At 67.5% G+C, this 17761-nt stretch carries 14 protein-coding genes and 1 pseudogene; 5 read left to right on the top strand and 10 right to left on the bottom strand.

What is annotated here, in order from left to right:
• The 7 genes and pseudogenes from WDV06_RS13315 to WDV06_RS13285 all read right to left on the bottom strand — a co-directional run.
• Positions 1-1116: pseudogene (locus tag WDV06_RS13315) on the bottom strand (hypothetical protein); the annotation flags it as partial.
• Positions 1117-1170: 54 nt separating this feature from the next.
• Positions 1171-2070: a hypothetical protein gene (locus tag WDV06_RS13310; protein ID WP_395509906.1), complete on the bottom strand. Its 900-nt coding sequence runs from the start codon at positions 2068-2070 to the stop codon at positions 1171-1173.
• A 497-nt stretch (positions 2071-2567) separates the two neighbouring features.
• The gene (locus tag WDV06_RS13305) at positions 2568-3218 is read right to left on the bottom strand and encodes a topoisomerase C-terminal repeat-containing protein (protein ID WP_395509905.1); all 651 of its coding nucleotides are present in this window, start codon (positions 3216-3218) and stop codon (positions 2568-2570) included.
• A complete protein-coding gene (locus WDV06_RS13300; protein WP_395509904.1) occupies positions 3215-3403 on the bottom strand; it encodes a hypothetical protein in 189 nt (62 codons plus the stop codon). The genes WDV06_RS13305 and WDV06_RS13300 overlap by 4 nt, the downstream gene beginning before the upstream one ends.
• 154 nt (positions 3404-3557) lie before the next feature.
• A complete protein-coding gene (locus WDV06_RS13295) occupies positions 3558-4556 on the bottom strand; it encodes a hypothetical protein (protein ID WP_395509903.1) in 999 nt (332 codons plus the stop codon).
• Entirely contained in the window at positions 4553-4960 is a 408-nt protein-coding gene (locus tag WDV06_RS13290; protein WP_395509902.1) for a hypothetical protein, read from the bottom strand. The genes WDV06_RS13295 and WDV06_RS13290 overlap by 4 nt, the downstream gene beginning before the upstream one ends.
• A gap of 145 nt (positions 4961-5105) precedes the next feature.
• Positions 5106-5681, bottom strand: coding sequence for a hypothetical protein (locus WDV06_RS13285; protein ID WP_395509901.1), 576 nt, complete (start codon positions 5679-5681; stop codon positions 5106-5108).
• A 1844-nt stretch (positions 5682-7525) separates the two neighbouring features.
• Between WDV06_RS13285 and WDV06_RS13280 the strand changes: the two genes are divergently transcribed.
• The 4 genes from WDV06_RS13280 (at position 7526) to WDV06_RS13265 (ending at position 11772) form a co-directional block, all read left to right on the top strand.
• Entirely contained in the window at positions 7526-9418 is a 1893-nt protein-coding gene (locus WDV06_RS13280) for a nucleotidyltransferase domain-containing protein (RefSeq protein WP_395509900.1), read from the top strand.
• The gene (locus WDV06_RS13275) at positions 9415-10464 is read left to right on the top strand and encodes a hypothetical protein (RefSeq protein WP_395509899.1); all 1050 of its coding nucleotides are present in this window, start codon (positions 9415-9417) and stop codon (positions 10462-10464) included. Before WDV06_RS13280 ends, WDV06_RS13275 begins: the two co-directional genes overlap by 4 nt.
• Positions 10461-11249, top strand: coding sequence for an SDR family NAD(P)-dependent oxidoreductase (locus WDV06_RS13270; RefSeq protein WP_395509898.1), 789 nt, complete (start codon positions 10461-10463; stop codon positions 11247-11249). Before WDV06_RS13275 ends, WDV06_RS13270 begins: the two co-directional genes overlap by 4 nt.
• Positions 11250-11346: 97 nt before the next feature.
• On the top strand, positions 11347-11772 hold the full coding sequence (locus WDV06_RS13265) for an NUDIX hydrolase (protein WP_395509897.1): 426 nt from the start codon (positions 11347-11349) through the stop codon (positions 11770-11772).
• Between the two features lie 771 nt (positions 11773-12543).
• On the opposite strand, the gene WDV06_RS13260 is transcribed toward WDV06_RS13265, so the two are convergent.
• Positions 12544-13830, bottom strand: a complete 1287-nt coding sequence (locus WDV06_RS13260; protein ID WP_395509896.1) for a hypothetical protein — start codon at positions 13828-13830, stop codon at positions 12544-12546.
• 58 nt (positions 13831-13888) lie between these two features.
• Positions 13889-14314 (bottom strand): hypothetical protein, encoded by a 426-nt coding sequence (locus tag WDV06_RS13255; RefSeq protein WP_395509895.1) that lies wholly within the window; start codon positions 14312-14314, stop codon positions 13889-13891.
• 2229 nt (positions 14315-16543) lie between these two features.
• Between WDV06_RS13255 and WDV06_RS13250 the strand changes: the two genes are divergently transcribed.
• On the top strand, positions 16544-16855 hold the full coding sequence (locus tag WDV06_RS13250; RefSeq protein ID WP_395509894.1) for a hypothetical protein: 312 nt from the start codon (positions 16544-16546) through the stop codon (positions 16853-16855).
• Between the two features lie 521 nt (positions 16856-17376).
• On the opposite strand, the gene WDV06_RS13245 is transcribed toward WDV06_RS13250, so the two are convergent.
• On the bottom strand, positions 17377-17712 hold the full coding sequence (locus WDV06_RS13245; RefSeq protein ID WP_395509893.1) for a histone-like nucleoid-structuring protein Lsr2: 336 nt from the start codon (positions 17710-17712) through the stop codon (positions 17377-17379).
• Positions 17713-17761 lie beyond the last annotated feature (49 nt).

Below are 17761 nucleotides of genomic sequence, written 5' to 3'. Positions count from 1 at the left end.
CACGCGCGAGGTGAGCCGCTCGAACCCCGGGCCGAGCTTGTCGAGATTCGCCCCGTCAAGGACGAGGTGGACGACCTGGCCGTTGTTCAGCAGCGTCGCTTGCGAGATCTTCGAGCACCACATGTTGGCCACCCGCTGGCGGTCGAGGTACTCGCTGAGGGTGGCGTCGGCGACGATCACGTGGTGGGCGTAGGCGTTGACGTCCATGAGCACGGCGCTGTTGTTGACGTCGCCGACCATGTAGCCGACGTACTCGCCGCCCTTGTCGTTGAGGCCGTTGGTCACCAGTGAGTACGAGCCGGCCAGCTCGGTCGAGGTGAAGTGGAAGCCCTTGCCCTTCTTCTTCTCGTTGTTCTTCCACAGACCCGAGAGCTCCTGGCGCTGCTCGCCGGCGTAGGGCGCAGCCTTCAGCGTGCCGAAGCGGTCGATGTACAGGCGCGTGACCCGGTCGATCGTGTCGTCCAGGGTCGCCAGATCCGGTGCCTTGAGGAAGAGCCGGTTGTGCACCGACAGGTAGCTCGCGCCGTCTTGGAGCTCTCCGATCGTGACCCCGAGGTCACCGGAGATCTTCGCGGCCTTGCGCTTGGAGGAGGTTGTGCCCGTCTCCTCCTGCTCGTTGGCATCGAGCCGTTCCAGCTTCTCGGACTGTTTCGTGTAGGAGTCGATCCACTTGTCGTCCATCCGCTTGACCTGCTCAAGCACGACCGCGGTGACCCGCTCGTCGAGACCGTCCGGGATCCGGTCGATGCCCCAGAAGGCGGCGAAGTTGTCGTGCGCGGCGTCGTCGTGGAAGTACGCCAGGATGCAGGCGACCGAGCCGTCGACCTCGAAGTAGTCGGAGCGGAAGACGTACTTCTCCTTCGGCTTCAGCGCGAGCAGATGCGGATAGGCGTCGAATGCGCCCTGGAGGTGCTTCACCTCACGGCGGCGCTGCCACCAGTTCTTCTTCGGCTCGGCGGCTTCGTCGGCCACGCCGTGAGCGGCCGCAGTGGTCTGCACGCCCTCAGCCTGAGCAGCGTCCTCCGCGGGCAGATCACCGACCGGAAGCTCCCCGCTCTCGTTCGTCTCGTCAGGCTTCTTTCCCGGGACGCCGAGCTGTGCCCGGACTTTCGTCATCAGCGCCATGGTGTCCTTCGTTCGTTCCTCGTCGTGGGGGTCGGCCTGGCGCTGTCAGTTCAGCGACGTCTTGAGGTCGTGCAGTTCGTCGTCGATGCCCTGGTAGAAGACCCGCAGCATCGGCTCGACCTCCTCGCGGTCGAGCATCGTGGCTTCCTTGATCATGAGGGTGGAGCCGCCGACCTCGGCCTGGAGGACCTGGTGTCCCTTGCGCAGTGCGTCGGTGTTCTTGCCCTTGAGCAGCAGGTACTGGTGGATCGAGGGGAACTTGCCGCCCACGTGCTGCGTGAGGATGTCGTACTGCTCGTTCTGCAGCTCGATCAGATCCGGGTCACGGAGCTCAAGGGCCTGGTTGCGCCGCTCCAGGTTCGCCACCTGGTGGTAGATCCGCTGCGGCTCCTTCGTCGTGATGAAGCTGTGCTCGCACGTCGTCTCGACTTTGCGCCAGAAGGAGTCGACCCGGTCGAGGATCCCGATCCGGTCCTCGTCGAAGAGCAGATAGCTCGCTGAGCCGACGACCAGGTAGACCCGGCCTTCGCCGCCGTCGGAGAAACGGATCAGCCCGTCCTCGTCGATCCCGTCGATGCCGACGATCGAGTAGAAGTCCGTGGGGTTCGAGCTGCGACGGGTGAAGACGTGGCGGGCCTTGCGGGGCAGGTAGGCAAGGAAGGCCGGCACCCGCATGATGCGCAGTTCCTTCGTCTTCATCAGCCCGCCGAAGTAGGCGATCGCCGCCAGCCCCCAGAGAACGAAGAACGTGATGGCGACTGGGCCCGAGCTCGCGACGAACGTCGACGTGCTGAACCACAGCAGGGCGAGGATGCCGCCACCGAAGAAGAGCAGTTGCTTGATCGGGGAGGGCTTCGCCGCCCAGCCACCCTTGCTGAGCGTGATCTCGTGATCCAGAAAGCTCCTGTTCAGCGAACTTGGCACCTTGTAGGACAGTTTCGCCACGAAACTCCCATCCCCCCTGCCACCGCAATGGCCATTGCTCGACCTGTCGAGAAGCCTTCGTATGTGAGGCGCGCGAATGGCATCCTATCTTAGGTAAGCCATTCGAAACGAGAGCGAAAGGGAGTCGGATGGGTGTGTGAGGCGAGTCTGACTGGTGGATCCGAGCCATCGAGTGTTGTTTCAACGGCTGGCGGATCAGTCGCACCGCGGAAGCGGCGCTCAGTCCATCGCTCCCGCCCCGAGGCGCGGAACGTCGTCGCCCAGGCCGAGCACGGCCAACGGATCGGCGGAGCCGCTCTGGTCGAGGCCTTCCTGACGAACCGACATCCCGTCGAGGACCGCCGGCCCAGAGTGCCGAGGAGGGCGTGCCCGGCGTCGCACCAGCGTCTCCTTGACCGGACCGGACCGGACCGGACGCCTCCTGTCGTGACATGGCGGCAGCGGGAGCGGGCCCCGAGGTCCCGGACCCGCTCCCACGCGTCACCACCCGGCCGCCGTCAACCGAACGACGGGACGATCTTCTTCTTGCCGCCCTGTCTCTTCCAGGAGATGCGGGCGTCGAAGGTCTTGCCCTTGGCCGAGACGAAACCCGTGCCCTGGATGGTCTTACCGGCCGCCAGGTCCTTGCGCTGCGCATCGGTGAAGGTCACCTGGCACCAGGACCGAGGTGGCTCGTCGTCGGAGCCGAAATCAGGGATGATCTTCCTGGCCTTCGCGTCCCAGGTGACCTTGCAACCGAAGGTCTTGCGGGTCCGCGCGCTGACGAAGTCGTCGATTTCCAGCGCTTGGCCCGCCAGGAGCGCCGCGACCTCCGCCGGCGTGAACGTCCGGCCAGACCACTTCGTCGGCTTGTCCGGCACCGCCGGCTGGAACCCGACGAACGTGCGACCCCTGAAGTAGCCGACGCCGAGCGCACCGGTGGCGGGGAAGGGCTTGTTCTCCTTCGGCCTCGCCTCGAACGAGATCGTTTCGCCCGCGAGCAGCCTTGCCACCTCGGCATCGCTGAACTCGTGGCCCGACCAGACCTTCTTGAAGGCGACCCTCTTCGGGGCACCTGGAGCGGCCTGCCACACGCCCTCGGCGCGGGCGGCGCCGACCTGGTCTTCCAGGCCCAGCTCGGCGCGCATGGACGAGGCGTTCTTCGTCATCGTGGCGAGCTCATTTCGCCGGCCTGCGCCGGCCTGAGCTTCCGGCCCTTCTCGGTCGGCAGCGGGTACTTCGCCTTGTGGCTGGGGCCCAGCCCGGCCTTGCCGTACTTGCGCTCGACTTCGTCCAGCGACGAGGGCACCTTCGGACCCGGACGGTTCGGGCCGTGCGCGCCCTGGGGCTTCACGTGCGTGGAACCCCGGTGAGGCGCGGCGCGTCCTCGGGGCGCGAGGCCGGCGCGGCCATGCCCCCCGCACACCCGGGTCCTGGACAAGGAGCCCCGACAACCCCAGCCCTGTAGAGCTGACGGACGGAAGAGAGCTTCTCCTTGCTCCTCACGGTCATCGGATCGGCCGCCCATCCCGCTCGCGTTCGAGCCTCGACTGCTTCCTGGTCGCCTCACGGGCCATGTCCCGGAGACGGATCGCCTCCTTGTGTGTGATCGGCGCGTCATGAAGGTTGTGCGAGCCCCGCAGGAAGTTCTCCGTGCGGTCGGCGATGGAGTATGCGAGCGCCTGCTCGATCACCGCGCTGGTCTGGCGCACCTCGCCCAGCTCGTCGCGCAGCTTGCGCAACAACCCGTCCCGCTCGCGTTCGACGGCCTCGATGCTCGTCAACCGTGTCAACACGCTGCCCAGCAGCGGGTCGCGGGAGCGGAACAGCTCCACGGCGCGCTCGGTGGCGGGATCGGCATCAAGGCGCAGGTCGAGCTGTGCCAACAGGAACGCCATCACCAGCGTGCCCTGGCTCAGCCGCCGGCTGAACTCCCGAGCGGCGCTGTCGCTCACGCCCAGCTCACGGACCGCGGCTGCTCGCAGCTGCTCCCGCAGCGCGTTCATGACGGTCTCGGGCAGCGCCTTGATGTGCGGCTGGCTCTGCATGCCGACGAGCCGGAAGCCCGACTGGGGGAGCGTGGCGGTCTCGGCTGTACTGCCCGAGCCCCTCTTCGAGGGCGCGCTCTGCGCGGCGCGCCGATCACCGGTGGACTGCGGCGATCCGGGCCCCACCTGCTCGGGTTCGTCCGGCGGGGCGATGTCGTCGGCCGCAGGGCCCGCCGGCACACCGCCCGGGAGCAGCCCGTCAGCGGTGTTCTGCCCGCCGCCGGCGCCACCGCGCTGATGGGATCTGCCGGCGCGTTCGGAGTTGCCGACGTCGGGCCCGCGGTCCTGCTCCAGGTTCGGGCGATCCGTTTCGGCTTCCCCGTCGAGACCAGCCCGCGGGGCGCGCTTCAACTCCGCGCTCCCACCACGCCGGTAGGCGTCGAGGAAGGACGTGTCCACATCCATCACCTCGTCGGTGGGCGTGGCGGCGTCCAGCATCTCTGCGAAGTCCCGGCTCATACGAGCTCACCGTCCTCCTCGTCGAGCAGGTAGTTGTCGCCGCGGGTGAGCCCGATGAGCGAGTCGAAGCCCGTGGTGACGACGCGTTCGAGGTTCGCCGCGTTCTGCGCCAGCGCCGCGATCTGATCGACGAGCTCATTGAGCCGCGCGATCTCCAGGGTCGGCAGGTCATAGTCGAGGTTCTCGCGCCGGATCTTCTCCACCACCGCCTCGGCCACGTACTCGCTCACCGAGGAGAACCCGCGCTTGTCGGCCCAGTACTCCGCGCGCTGCTTCTCGTCCGAGCTCAGCCGGACGAACATGCCCTGGCGGCCACCGCTGCCGGTCTGTGTCCCGCCCGACGGCTTTTTCCTCGCACCGCGCACAGGTTGCGTCGTCTTGTCCAACTCGTGTGCGGCAGTCATCTGCGGCTTCTCCATGCCTTGCCTCGCCAATCCGTGAAGTCGCCCTATCGGCGCTGGTGGATAAGACATCTGCCGCCCTTTTGGTTTCCTGTCGAGCATCGGCAGAGTCGAAGACGCGCCCAGTCAGCTCCCTTTGAGTGCCCGATCAGGGCTCTGGCAGGGGAGTCGGCGCCGCGTTCGCCGTGCAGTCGACAAGCGCCTGGGTGAACCTCGGGGATTGCCAGATCGCCTTGTCTTTGTCGTTCGGCACGTGGTCGACGATCGACCCGGTGCCGAGCGGCGCACCACCGGCGAGGAAGTGCAGCGTCTCCTGGCTGAAGCCTGCCTTGTACACCGAGGTCGCCAGGCACTGGCCGGCCGCCGCGTAGGTCTTCTTCTGGCTCTCGTCACGGGCGTAGGAGGAGAACATCGAGACCAGGCCCTTGGTGAGCTCGATGGAAGAGCCGACTGGCTGATCCGCGCGGACCGGGTAGGCAGGCTGCAGGTTCGGCTTGCCCGCCACTGGCTTCGCGGCTGCCTCCGGCGGTGTGTAGCTCTGGGCCTTGGGGCTACCGCTGTTCGGGAGTACGGCCTCGCTGACGCATCCGTCGAAGTCCCCGCGCAGCGACCGCGAGGCCAGCAGTACGGCGTCGTCCTCGCTCACCTTGTTCAGTCCGCCGATGACCGTGCCCATGTCGTCGCTGTCGGCCTTGATGATGTAGGCCAGCGCCTTCTCCGACATTCCCGCCTTCCGTACCGCGCTACCCAGGCAAGCTCCGCTGTTCTTTCCGGAGCTTCCGGCGCCTTGGAAGGCGAGCTTGTCCAGCGCCTTGCCGAGAGCCGTGTCGGTGACCTTGGCTGTGCTCGCCGCCGGGCTTGATGCAGGCGACGGCAGTGTCTCCTTGGCCGTTCCGCCGTTGCCGCTGGAGCACCCGACGAGCGCAACGCCCGCAGTCAGCGCCGCAGTGGAGAGTCCGACCCTCCTCGTCCTCCAGGCCCTCATCTCTTCTCGCCTCGCATCCCTTGCCGACCAGTCTGATGGGATCCACTGGTCTCTGAGGGTATCTTATTCGAGTGGCCATTCAATGATGGCTCTGTGATGAGTCGGAATGTCGCGCGATAGGGGTTGCAGAGGCTGCGCAGAGCGAGACTCGGTTGCGCAGAGTGCCTGCGGGCCCGTCGCAGTCGAGAGGCCTCGACCGGCTGCGGTCGGCACCCTCGGCGCCGTGCTCGCGTCCATCGCCGGAGGCCGGGAGTTCATGCAGGGGGCCACGCTCTGACGCGTGTCCGCTTCGGAAGGAGAGCGCGCGACCGCCTCGAACCGGCCCACCTCCCGGCACGACGCCCTGCTCTGCCGCGACCACCTCGGCCGCCGCCGGCTTCACCCTGATCCGCCGGCCCGGTGTCATGCCGTCCGTCATTCCTCCTCTTCGCAATGGCCTTGCTGTTCCGGGTGGCGATCATGGATCTCGGACCCGTACAGGTCTTCATCCGGGTGAAGGTGTACTCGAACAGCTCGGTGCCCAGGCAGCCGTCGTCCCGGAGGCCACGGCATCCATCCGCAAGCCGTGAACGTCTGCGGGATGGTGACGGCTGCCGGGAGCTGTGGCTCTGGTCCGCCGGCCCGGCGGACCTTGACGGTGTTCACGACCTCCTCGAAGCGGGTTCAGTCGGCGGCGTTGCCACCGGTGATGACGAAGTCGAGAGGCCGGCCGCGGCTTCCACGCGATTGCGTTCCGCACCCGCCGGTCGTCCAACCTCGTTGCCGGGAGGCGGACATCACGCCGTGGTCTGGTCGGGAGTGGTCGGATGCTTGCGAGGAGCGTGATTTTGATCGGCGAAGCCGATCCGGGGTTGGGAGTGACGAGGTATTCGGTCAGCGTAGCTGTCCGGGAACTCGGCTCATGTTGACGTGCCGTGCCGACATGATTGCGCATCAGAACTCTTTGGCGGTGCACCTTGGCCCAAGGCAAGTGAAGTTGATCGGCGAAGCCGATCCGGGGTTCGGAGTGACGAGGTGTTCGGTCAGCACGGCTGTCTGGGAACTCGTCGGCTCATGATGACGCCCCGTGCCGACATGTTGCCGCATCAGACCCCTGGCAGACACGCGCAGGTCAAGTGGCTGCCGAGCCACGGGACCTCACGCCGTGGTCTGGTCGGGAGTGGCCGGTTGCTCGGCGAGGAGCGCGAGTTTGATCGGCGAAGCCGATCCGGGGCTTGGAATGGCGAAGTATTCGATCAGCGCAGCTGATTCGGATGAAGCACTGAAAGAGAAAATCATCTGATCGGCGAAGCCGATCCGGATGGGGGCATGACGGACAACCGAATATCTCAGCCCCGTCAGCCAACTGCGCTCGGACGACGTCGTCGATCCGGGCGCTTTGCTGTATGCGAGGAGACGAACTCCGCTCCCAACAACGGACAGCGGAGCCGACGAGCGTGGGGCAAAGCGGCCCGTCTGGCTTTGTGTTGCACCCATCGGGGTCCGCCGCGACCAGGCCCGATCCCGCACTTGAACCCCTTTCCCTGAACGCCCATGCAGTGGGCGGCGCTTTGTGCTGCCCGCGCAGTAAGAGGAGAAACCTGATGAATCACGAGTCCACGAAGTTGTCGGTCGCGTTCAGCGGGGCCGACAACACGGGTAAGACCACGCAGATCGGCCTGCTGGGCCGCCGGATCGGTCCGGCCGCGGCGCTCGCCGGCGCCCTGCACGACCACGACTCCCGATGGACCGACATCCAGGGCGACATGGCCGGGTGGTGGTTCGAGAAGAGCCGCATCGAGGAGTTCGTGGACGTCCTGGCGTCTTCTTACCTCGCGCGATCCGCCGCCCCCGGCGGCGGGAGCCTGCGACTGTTCGACCGGGGCATCCCCATGCTGGAGGCGTCGGTCGCCGCGACCGTAGCCGTCCGCGAGAACCTGCCCGCCCCGGCGGCGGCCGACCGGGCACGGGCCCTGCTCGAACCGTGGGCCACGGACCTTCGCGTCGCCGAGAACGCTGAGCTCTCCCTCTACCTGGCGTACTCCAACGAGATCGACGAGAACGTGACCCACAGCCTCGCCCACCAGGCGAGCGTCACCCCGCCCTACGACCGCTACCAGCGGGCCCTGCACGAACGACTCCACGTCATGGCCACCGAAGAGGGCCGCTTCTCGCACACGGTGCTGATCGGCGGCCGCTCCATCGTCGAGGTGCAGCGGGACATCCGGCGTCTGCTGCACCCGCGGTACCCGGCCGTCCCTGCCCGTGCCCTGGACGGGGTGCAGGTCATCGCGCTCGCCGGGCTGTCCGAGAGTGGCAAGAGCAGCGCCGGCGAGTACCTGCGCACGCGACACGGCCACGCCCGCCTCAAGATCGGGTGGCTGCTCGACACCGCCGCCGCGCACGCCGGCCTTCCCGACCCGTACGCCGTCACGGAGGAAGTCCAGGCCGAGTTGATCGTCGACGCCCTGGATCGCTACCTGACGGCCCACTACTACCTGACCGACGTGACGATCGAGTCGCTGCACTCCTTGGAGTCCACCGCCGCACTGCGACGACTGCTCGGACGGCAGGTCACCGTCACGTACCTCGACACGCCTATGGCGGCCCGCCGCGCACGCAGCGAAACCGGAGCCGACGACGTGGCCGTACGCGACCTCGTCAAGGAGAGTCGAGGCGCGGACAGGATCGCGGGCATCGCGGACCGGGTGATCGACAACTCCGGTACACGGCTCCGCCTGGAGCGCTGCCTGGACGCCCTGGTCCTCGATCGCCGCTGGCCCGCGCGGCACCCGGAGACGCAGCCCGTGAACGTGCTGGGCCTCCCGATCAGCCTGGAGTCCTACCTGCACAAGTTGCTGGACCGCACCACCGGCGGCGCTGACCCGGTGGTGGACCTGCTGGCCGTCACCGGGTCCGCCGCCAAGGGCAGGTACCAGAGCGGGTGGAGCGACCTCGACGTGCTCGTCGTCGCCGACAACGCCCGTTTGGGTCCCCTCGCCGACGTGCTGGCCGAACTCCGCGCCGACCTGGAGGGCGTCAAGGTCGGCGTCAGCGTCGTCACGCTCGCCGAATGCCGCACCGGCAACGTGTCCGTTCGACTCCAGCACGTGCTGGCCCAGATCGGTGCCGGTGCCATCACCCCGCTGTGGGTCCGAAACGGCCTGCGGCTCCCCGCTCCGGACCCGGCCGCCATCGTGGCCGCCACCGTCATGAACGGGGTCCAGGCAACCTTCGACATCCGCCGCCAGATCCTCGCGGGCGCCGGCGATCTGCACGCCCTCTACAAGGTGACGGCGCTGTCCGCGAAGGTGCAGTTGGAGTTCCGCGGCGTACCGGTCTCCGCCGACGAGGACGCCCTGACCACGCTCCTCGGCGCCCATGGCCACGACACCACCCTGGCCCGCACCGCCCGTACCGACCACGCCGCCGCCCTCAAGGCCGCCCACATCGTCCTCGACCTGTGGGACGACACCATGAACGGAGTTGAGCAGTGACCGACGAAGTCTTCGCGAAGGACTTCCCCCATCGCACCGCCGCGATGGGGGAGGTTCGTGGCTACCGCCTGATCGAACACCGCCTCTCCGTACCCCGGCTCCATGGTCTTCACGACGGGCCGGACGGCAGCCAGGTGGTCTTCGACGACGTGTTCGCTCAGGGGCGGTGCGAACTCCTCCTCGGCGACCTCATCGCCCTGGCCGACCGCGACCCGAGCCATGTACCGCGCCTCGTCAAGCTCGTTGAAGCCGTGTGCCACGACCTGACCACCGCCTTCACGCACGAACGCCGATACCCGCTGAGCAGTTGCGTTCCCACCCTCTACGCCGACCGCATCCGACCCGGTGGACGCCTGGACCGCTGGTACCTGAACCCGGGCCACTCCGTCGTTCCGGCCGGAGGAAACGTTTCCGCTCTCACTGTGGCCGACCTCGCCGACCACATGATCACCGTCAACGGTCGGCCGCTCACCATCAACCTCCCCGACATCGTCCGTACCACCCGCCAGATCCTGACACCGGACAGCAGTTGGGTGGGCGGACTCACTCAGGGGGACCCCACCGAGCCCAACATCGCCGACCCCCTGTGCTGGCTCGACTTCGCGCTCGCCGGCCTCAACACCCTTCCGGGCGAAGCCGCCAACCTCCTCTGGTACCTGATGGGCCTGGGCGGCTGGCTCGTCCCCACCTATCAACCCGACACCTACCAGCGCACCATGCGCCTCGCCCTCCCGCCCCTCACGACCCCCCGGATCACCCACCTGGACCACCACCCCCGACTCCGCCACCTCGACATCCACTACCGCTGGAACACCGGCCCCGGCCGCCGAGCCGCCCTCACCACCGCCCTGCGAGCCCTGCCCGACATCCCCTGGCACGACTTGCGCCCCTTCCTCACCCTCCGCGTCCTCGGTGTCGTCCGTCCCTGGCCCATCACGACGACCGACACCCTCCTGACGCTGATCAAAGCTGCCGAACTCCATCAGCCGAGCAGCAACGCCACCGAGTTCTTCACTCAGCACACATTCGAAACGGAGCTCCCGTGAACCCCGCCCTCTCCATCACTGATCAGTCGCTGACCGCCCGACCCCTGCTCGGCCGAACCGCTCTGGTCACCGGAGCCACCGGTGGCATCGGCACCGCGATCTGCCGTGCCCTCGCCACCGCCGGCGCCCACGTCGCCGTCGCCCATTACGACGAGGACGCGGCCGCCGCCGACCTCCTGGACCAGCTGCCCACCCGAGGCATCGCCGTCTCCGGGGATCTCACCGATCCGAAGTTCCCGGCCGCCCTGATCACCACCGTCACGGACGCCCTGGCACCCGTCGACATCCTGATCAACAACGCCGGCGCCTACCCCCGTATCGCCTGGGAAGACCTGAACGAGGCCGACTGGGAGCAGTCCCTCGCCGTCAACCTCCACGCTCCGCGCCGCCTGTGCCAGGCTGCCACCGCGAGCATGACGGCACGCCAGTGGGGCAGGATCGTGAACATCGGCTCGATCAACGCCCTCGTGGGCCGTCGCCAGCTCACCCCTTACGCCACGGCCAAGGCCGCGATGATCGGACTGACCCGGTCCCTGGCCCGCGATGTCGGCGTGGGCGGGATCACCGTCAACTCGGTCCTGCCCGGAGCGATCCAGGTTCCTGCCGAAAACGCCCTTCCGACCGCCGCCCGGGTGTCCCCCGAGCACCAGATCGCCCGCCAGTGCGTTCCCCGCCGCGGGCGGCCGGAGGACGTGGCCGCCGCTGTCGCCTTCCTGGCAAGTCCTGCGGCCGGGTTCATCACCGGTCAGAGCCTCCACGTCGACGGGGGGTGGGTGATGAGCTGATCTCCTTCGGCCGGGTTCACCACCGGTCGAATTCTCCACGGTGATGGCGGCCGGATGATGAACTGATCTCCTCGAAAGCAACGCCTGAGGAGACACAGTGAAAGAACGAGTCCGTGCCGTCCTGATCACACCGGCACGCACCATGCTCATCATCCGCCGCACCATCCCCGGCCGCGACGTCTACCACGTCCTCGTCGGCGGCGGCATCGAGGACGGCGACCCCACACCGGAAGCGGCTCTCCACCGTGAGATCCACGAGGAGATTGCCGGGAAGGCTCACATCGTCCGGCTGCTGGGCACTCTCGCCGACACCGAACGCGAAGAGATCCAGCACATCTATCTCGCCGAGGTCCGCACCTGGGCCTTCGACGACCGTACCGGCAGCGAGTTCACGCGTGCCGATCGCGGCACCTACGAACTCGTCGAGACCCCCCTCACCACCCCCGAGGCCCTGGCCACCCTCAACCTCCAGCCTCCCATGGTGCTGCCCCTCATCCAGAAGGTCATGTCCGAATGGGCGTGAAGCCCTGCACGGCAGCTCCAACCACCCCAGCACCCCGGTGCGCGCGCTGCCTTCGGGCAACCGCGGCGCCGGGGTGCTGTTTTTTCTTCGTGGCTCGCCCTGCTCGCCCCGTGAAGGCCGTGAGCACAAGGGATCAGCAGAGCTGATCCGGATCTGACGTCGAAGAACATCCTCGTTCCGCCAGGAGTCGGCCTGGCCGACTCCACGAGCGGCTACGGCCTTGCCGCGTCCTGTGCCGGCCCGTGCACTCCAGCATCCGTACCACGGCGTACCAACGGCCATGCGCCGGAGGGCGCCGAATACGGCGTGCGGCGACTGTTCGACCTTCCCGGTGAGCCGCCTGCGTGATCAGCGGAGCTGATCCGGTCTGGCCTTCGGAAGATCACGTACACGCCAGGAGTACAGCCGTGAGCCAGGCGCTGCGCTGCAGAGCAGCGCCGGCAGTCTCACTGCCGGATCCATCACCTCGTCCGGGGGAGGTCGCCAGGCCCCGAGCGCCCCCTTCTACCTGCCCGCGCGTTTGGCCGTTACCCGCTGCCCGCGGGTAGCGCCGGGTCTGCGACTCCCGTGACCTTGAGCACCTGGTCCGGGACCTGCCCGCCATGCTCTGAGGCTCCTCATCCGACCCGAGCGGCTTCAGCCGGGCCTGCTCGCGCAACAGAACCGGCGGAGACGCAGCGTCCTTGTGTGGCAAGGCGTGTTCGGGCGACTGATCTCTTCGGCCTCGGCCTGCGAGGTCGCGTCCAGTGCTTCACACACCAGGCCACCTCCCTACTGTGCTTGCCCGCCGGCTTTCGCGGCGAGGGCCTGCTGCTCGACGTGCCGTGCCGCGATGTACAGGCCCTCGCGGTTCAGGTGCCGCGAGTAGCTGGAGTCGAGGTAGAGCACGGGCACATCGCCGGCGGCCTTCAGGAGCGCAGGGTGCAGCAGGTGCTTGATGGGGCCCGAGCCGCCGCCGTAGACGTAGACGACCTCGGTCGTCGCACCGGCCTGGGAGAGGACGTCGCCGAAGGAGGAGGCGATCTCCTCGACCAGGTAGCCGGCCTCGTCCTCGACGAAGCCGACGGCGCGCTGGTGACGATTCTTCACCAGCACAGACGGCTTCGCGTGGAGGAAGTCCGCCAGCTGCTTGCGCGAGGAGAACTGCAGCGTGGCGTCCGACTCACTCATGCGTTCCATGGCGTTCATCAGCGCGGTGCCGTAGCCCTCGTCGAGCGTGGCTGCCGCCTCGGGGTTGAACCGCCCATCGGTGAAGACCGGGAAGTTCACGGTGCCCTCACCGACGTCGACGCCGATGGTGTTCTGCACCGCCACCAGATCGGAGGCCGAGACCCCTTCGACGACGGATGCGTCGCGAGTGCGCAGATCATCGAGAAGAGCCTGGGCCAGCGGTTCGCCCTTGTCGGTGATGGCGAACTGCGCGGAGGCACCCTCGGCCATCACCTGGACGTCGACGAACTGCAGGCGCACCGAGACCGGGGTGCTGAAGTTCTTGATCGTCACCAGGTGCACCGCGGGGTCGGAGCTGCCCAGCAGACCGATGAACTCTGCGGCGTAGGCGTGGCGGCGCGCGACGAACTCGGAGATCGGCAGCGCCAGGCCGGCGCGCACCTGCACGCGCAGCTCGTGACCTGGCAGCGCGCCGTTCTCGCGGACGTAGTCGCGTAGGGCCTTCGCGGCGAAGACACCCAGGACCAGGACCTTGCTCAGCTCCTGATCAGCCTTGGAGTGCTTGCCCAGTACCTCGAACTCGGTGAACTTCGAGCCGCGCACGCTCAGCGCTGCCCGGCCGAAGATTCGGCGGTCCGACGCGGCTACCAGGGTTGTGGTGAGTGAGCAGTCGATCTGGTTGTAGAAGTCGCCGGCCATCACGGAGGCCGCATCCGCGTCGGGGAGCGGCACCTTCGGCGAGGTGCGGGAAGTCGAGACGACTGCGCTGGGCAGATCGATCTCGTCGAAGATCTCCCGCTTCGTATTCTGGATGACGCCCTTGACGTAGCCGTTGCCGACGTCGATGCCGCCGGTGAGGGTGATGATGTCGTTGCTGTTGGCGCTCATGAATTCGGTCCCTCGGTGTCTGTGTCGTCTGCCTGGAAAATGAAGTTCACCGCGTCACTCAGCGCCGAGTACTCGCCATGATTTCGTCAATGGAGGCCTGCTTCGGAGGCTCCGGGTTCGGGCCGGCGGCACTTACCCCAGGAACCGCGGCCGTCTCGACAGGTGTTGCAACCGAGTCGGGCTGGGCTACCGGTGCTGTTGCCGTCTTCTCGACGACGGCGTCGGCCTGGTCGGAGACCGCGGGCTGTGGCCGCCGACCAGGCACGGCGGCCGGACGGCGCTCGGTGACCGCCTCGTCGTCCTCGCGCTGCTCGGTGCTCTCCAGCGGCGGCCGGCCGCGACGCGGCAGCTGCTCGACGGGCTTGTAGTAGACGTCGACGTATCCGTCGCGCTGAATGGACTCCCGAATGAGCAGTCGCAGCGACTGCGAGATGTTCTCCTGCTGATCGAGCCACTCGATCACCGAGGTGTCGGCAGCGGGCACGGTCCAGCGGACCTTGCGAGGTTCACCTGGCCGATTCGCCATCGCACCCACCTCGCCCCGCAACTCGCCCCTGCACTCCATCCGGTCGTTCGCCGGATGTCTCTCGCCCTGTCACATGGACTCACCGACCTTCATGTTCTCTTTTGAATGCGAATCGCCGTGAGTCGACTCTAGTGTCCCTATCGAGGCCCATGCAAGTCCCACTCGATACACGAGTCGGACTCCATTGATGTCGCCAGTCGTCTCTGGTGGGGGCCCCTGTGAGACGCCGCAATGCCCCTGCCGGAGACGGCTGGGCGCAAGCCGAGGGCGCCATGCGCCCATGAGTCCCACATGCAACGCAGCAAGGGCTCCCACGGGACACCTGCGAGACACCTGGTGCCAGGGCGTGGTCTCGGGGTAGCCGCACGGGGGCACACGCCGGCTTCCACTCGTGTCCCGACCGTGTCTCGTGAGAGACACCACCCGGCTTCCCGATGCAGTTGTGTCCTCCGAGGGCACTGCGTGCGACACCGGGGCGGCACCGTTGGAGCGCGCGCGAGATGCCGTGCGGACACGCACGGGACTTCGAGGGGCCCGACAGCAGCAGTCGGTGTTTTGTACGTGTCCCGGTCACGGCTCCCATACGTTCCGATGGGTCACCGCAGAGACGCGAGGTGAGCGCTGATTCACGGGTCCGTGAGGCTTGACCGCACCCCTTGCCGCAGCCATCCGGCGGCTACGTTGCGACGGTCACGGACACCGGCGGAGCATGGCCGGCCCGGCCCGGCACAGCTCTGAGCGAGACACCGGCGCAGTGCCGGTGCGGCGGTCGGCGCAGGGGCGTCATCGACCCGACGAGGTTACGTGGAGAGAGAAGGGTCGAAGGGGGGAGTGGTTCCCCACGCCCAGCGACCGTGGGAGGAACGACGCGCGTGCGCAGCATGGTCCGTGGGGTGGAAGGCGCTCGGAGGCGTCGCTGCGGAGGCCACCGCCTGGAGGAAGGCGACAACGCTCCGATACCCCTCAAGCTGCTCGCTGTCCCCGATGGGCAGACGGTCGCAGCAGCCGGGGCTCTCTTCTTCCGACGTGTCCACGAGAGACCGCCCCGGGCTCGCCGCGCAAGAGCGAAGCGAAACACGGCCCGGGGCCGGATCGTGTCGACAAGGTAGTGCCGAACGCCCGCCTCGGCCGCGGTGCGTGACGAACGCCGGCACGCTGCCGCAGCAGCACCGGAGCAACGACTGGAGCACAGCGAAGCCAGGTCGGTGCAGCCGGCGCAGCACGCTGGTGCGAGGCCGGCTGCGCCGTCAGCGCCGAGCGATGAAGTCGAGCGTCATCCACAGCCGAAGCGTCGGCGTCGCGAGAGGACGGATCCGCTGCTGGGCGGGGTCTGTGCCGCCTGCGGCGGCAAGGGGACGCACCGGAGCTGTGCCCCGTCGGGAGCAGACCCGTACCCCGCCTCGTTCGTGCCCCACGAGGACGGCTCGGCACGGGGGTACGGCCTTATCCCGAACGACGAAACAGCAGTACCGGCAGAAGACGTGATGACCAGGCAAGACCGCCTGTCCCGTACCCCCGCTGCACGAAACAGGGGAGGGGTACGAGTCGAGAGGGTACGGCCCGTTTCCCCTGATGTTCCAGGCTTCCGCCCATGCTCCAGCCGTGGAACGGTGGTGCGGTGACAGAGAAGTGAAAGGGCATAAGGGAATCTGATAACACGTGTCCTGCGGATCCTTGCTCCGCTCGGCCCCTTCACCGCGCCCCGATGACGTGTCAGACATGGCCGACGGGCCCCACCGGTCGATCGGCTCGCCGGTCCGTCGGTCGCCGGCGCCTCCTCTGGCCATGCCGGCCCTGCGCTTGAGGGACGACCCCCGACACCGCCCCGCCGCAGTCGTCCACAGACGTGTGGGCAGGGGCGAAGGGTGCGGTAGTGGATGGGCAGGCACGCAGCGCCTGGCTCAGCCGAGAAGTGACGCATCGCGCGGTGGCCGGAGTGCGATCCGGCCCGGGGTGGATCACTCCAGCGGACCTTTCGGGTCGTCAGCCGGCAGGGCCGCCGCGGGAGCCTGGGCTGAACATCGAGATCGCACGGATGCACCGAGGTCCGCACTCGATGGTCGCCACTCCACTCGCGTCCACGAAGAGGCACACCACGACATGGCCCCGGCCTGAACTCGTCCTGCGATGGAGGAGCCCGCTGCGTCCCGAAGTTGTGGAAGTCAAACAGCGAAGCCCTTGCCGAGGATGCGCTCCGGCGAAGTCGGGGACGTCGACGACGTCGACTCAACTGACGACGAGAACAGCACGGCCGTCACCGTGAACATCCCCCGCAGCGGTGACGGGATGTACATCGTCCACCTCATGTCGATGTGTGGTGATGATCGGATTCGCGTCGAGCTCCAGCGGGAGAAGGCCCTGGCCGTCATCGGGTCCGTTACCGGGCGGCCGGAATGGGCAGCGGCACGCAGGCCGCCGCGCCTGCGCAGACGCCAGGACCGCGGCTCTCGACTCCAGCTGTGGAGACCGTCGAGTCACCAGGAGTGGAGACTCGAATGATTGCTGAAATGATTCCAGAATCGTTCTCGCACGTCGCCTTGGTCACCGGTTCCCGCAGCTGGAACGAGGCGAAGAGCATGCGTAAGGCGTTCGACGACGCCCGGCGCGGCTGGGGGCCCAGGAACGTCACCCGGCCGGCGCTTCTTTCGGGGCGCTGTCCCAAGGAGGCTGACCCGAGGGCGGAACCGATGTGGCGGGACGAGGCCGGGGCTCAGGTGCCGTGCAGGCCTTCTTCGATCTCTGCCGGAAGCCCGGAAGCCCGGAAGCCCGGAAGCCCGGAAGCCCGGAAGCCCGGAAGCCCGGAAGCCCGAAGCGAAGCCAGGAGCAGCTCATGCCGGATGCGCCGGGGCACTTCTCACACGGCACCATCCGCTGCAGGGCTTGAGTGTGAGCTGCGGTGACCACACGACCCATGTGATCCATCCGGCCCGAAGACGCGCGATGGGCCCTGCAATGTGCTGCAGGGCCCATCGGGGGTGAAATAAGAGAAATCGGCCAGGAGGCGAACATCAGGCTCGGCGCTAGTTGCTCCGATCGATGCCGTGAGCCTCGTCGTAGGCCTTCATGACCTTCTTCGGGATGCGGCCCCGCTCCGCGAACTCGTAGCCCTCTCCCTTGGCCCACTCGCGGATCTTGTCTCGCTCCTCGGCAGTCGTCTCAGGCACGACTCGCTTCTTGGGCGCAGGCTTCCCGGCTTTCCGGCTGACTTCCAGGTACGACTTCAGCGCAGCCTCAAGGCCCTTCTTCTCCTCAGCTGTGAGGTCGACTTCATACCAGGTGTCTCCCAGGCCGAAGGTCACGGTGGCCGCATCCGGCTTACCGCTGAGATCTGACTCGACAATGCTTCGAATAGCCATACCGGTGAGGGTAGCCGATGCGCAAGGACTTTGGAAAGCCTGTCGAAGT

The organism is Streptomyces racemochromogenes (assembly GCF_044129415.1).
Lineage (GTDB): Bacteria > Actinomycetota > Actinomycetes > Streptomycetales > Streptomycetaceae > Streptomyces > Streptomyces racemochromogenes_A.
Note: the sequence above shows the minus strand (reverse complement) of the source record. Positions and strands in the feature narration are given on the sequence as shown.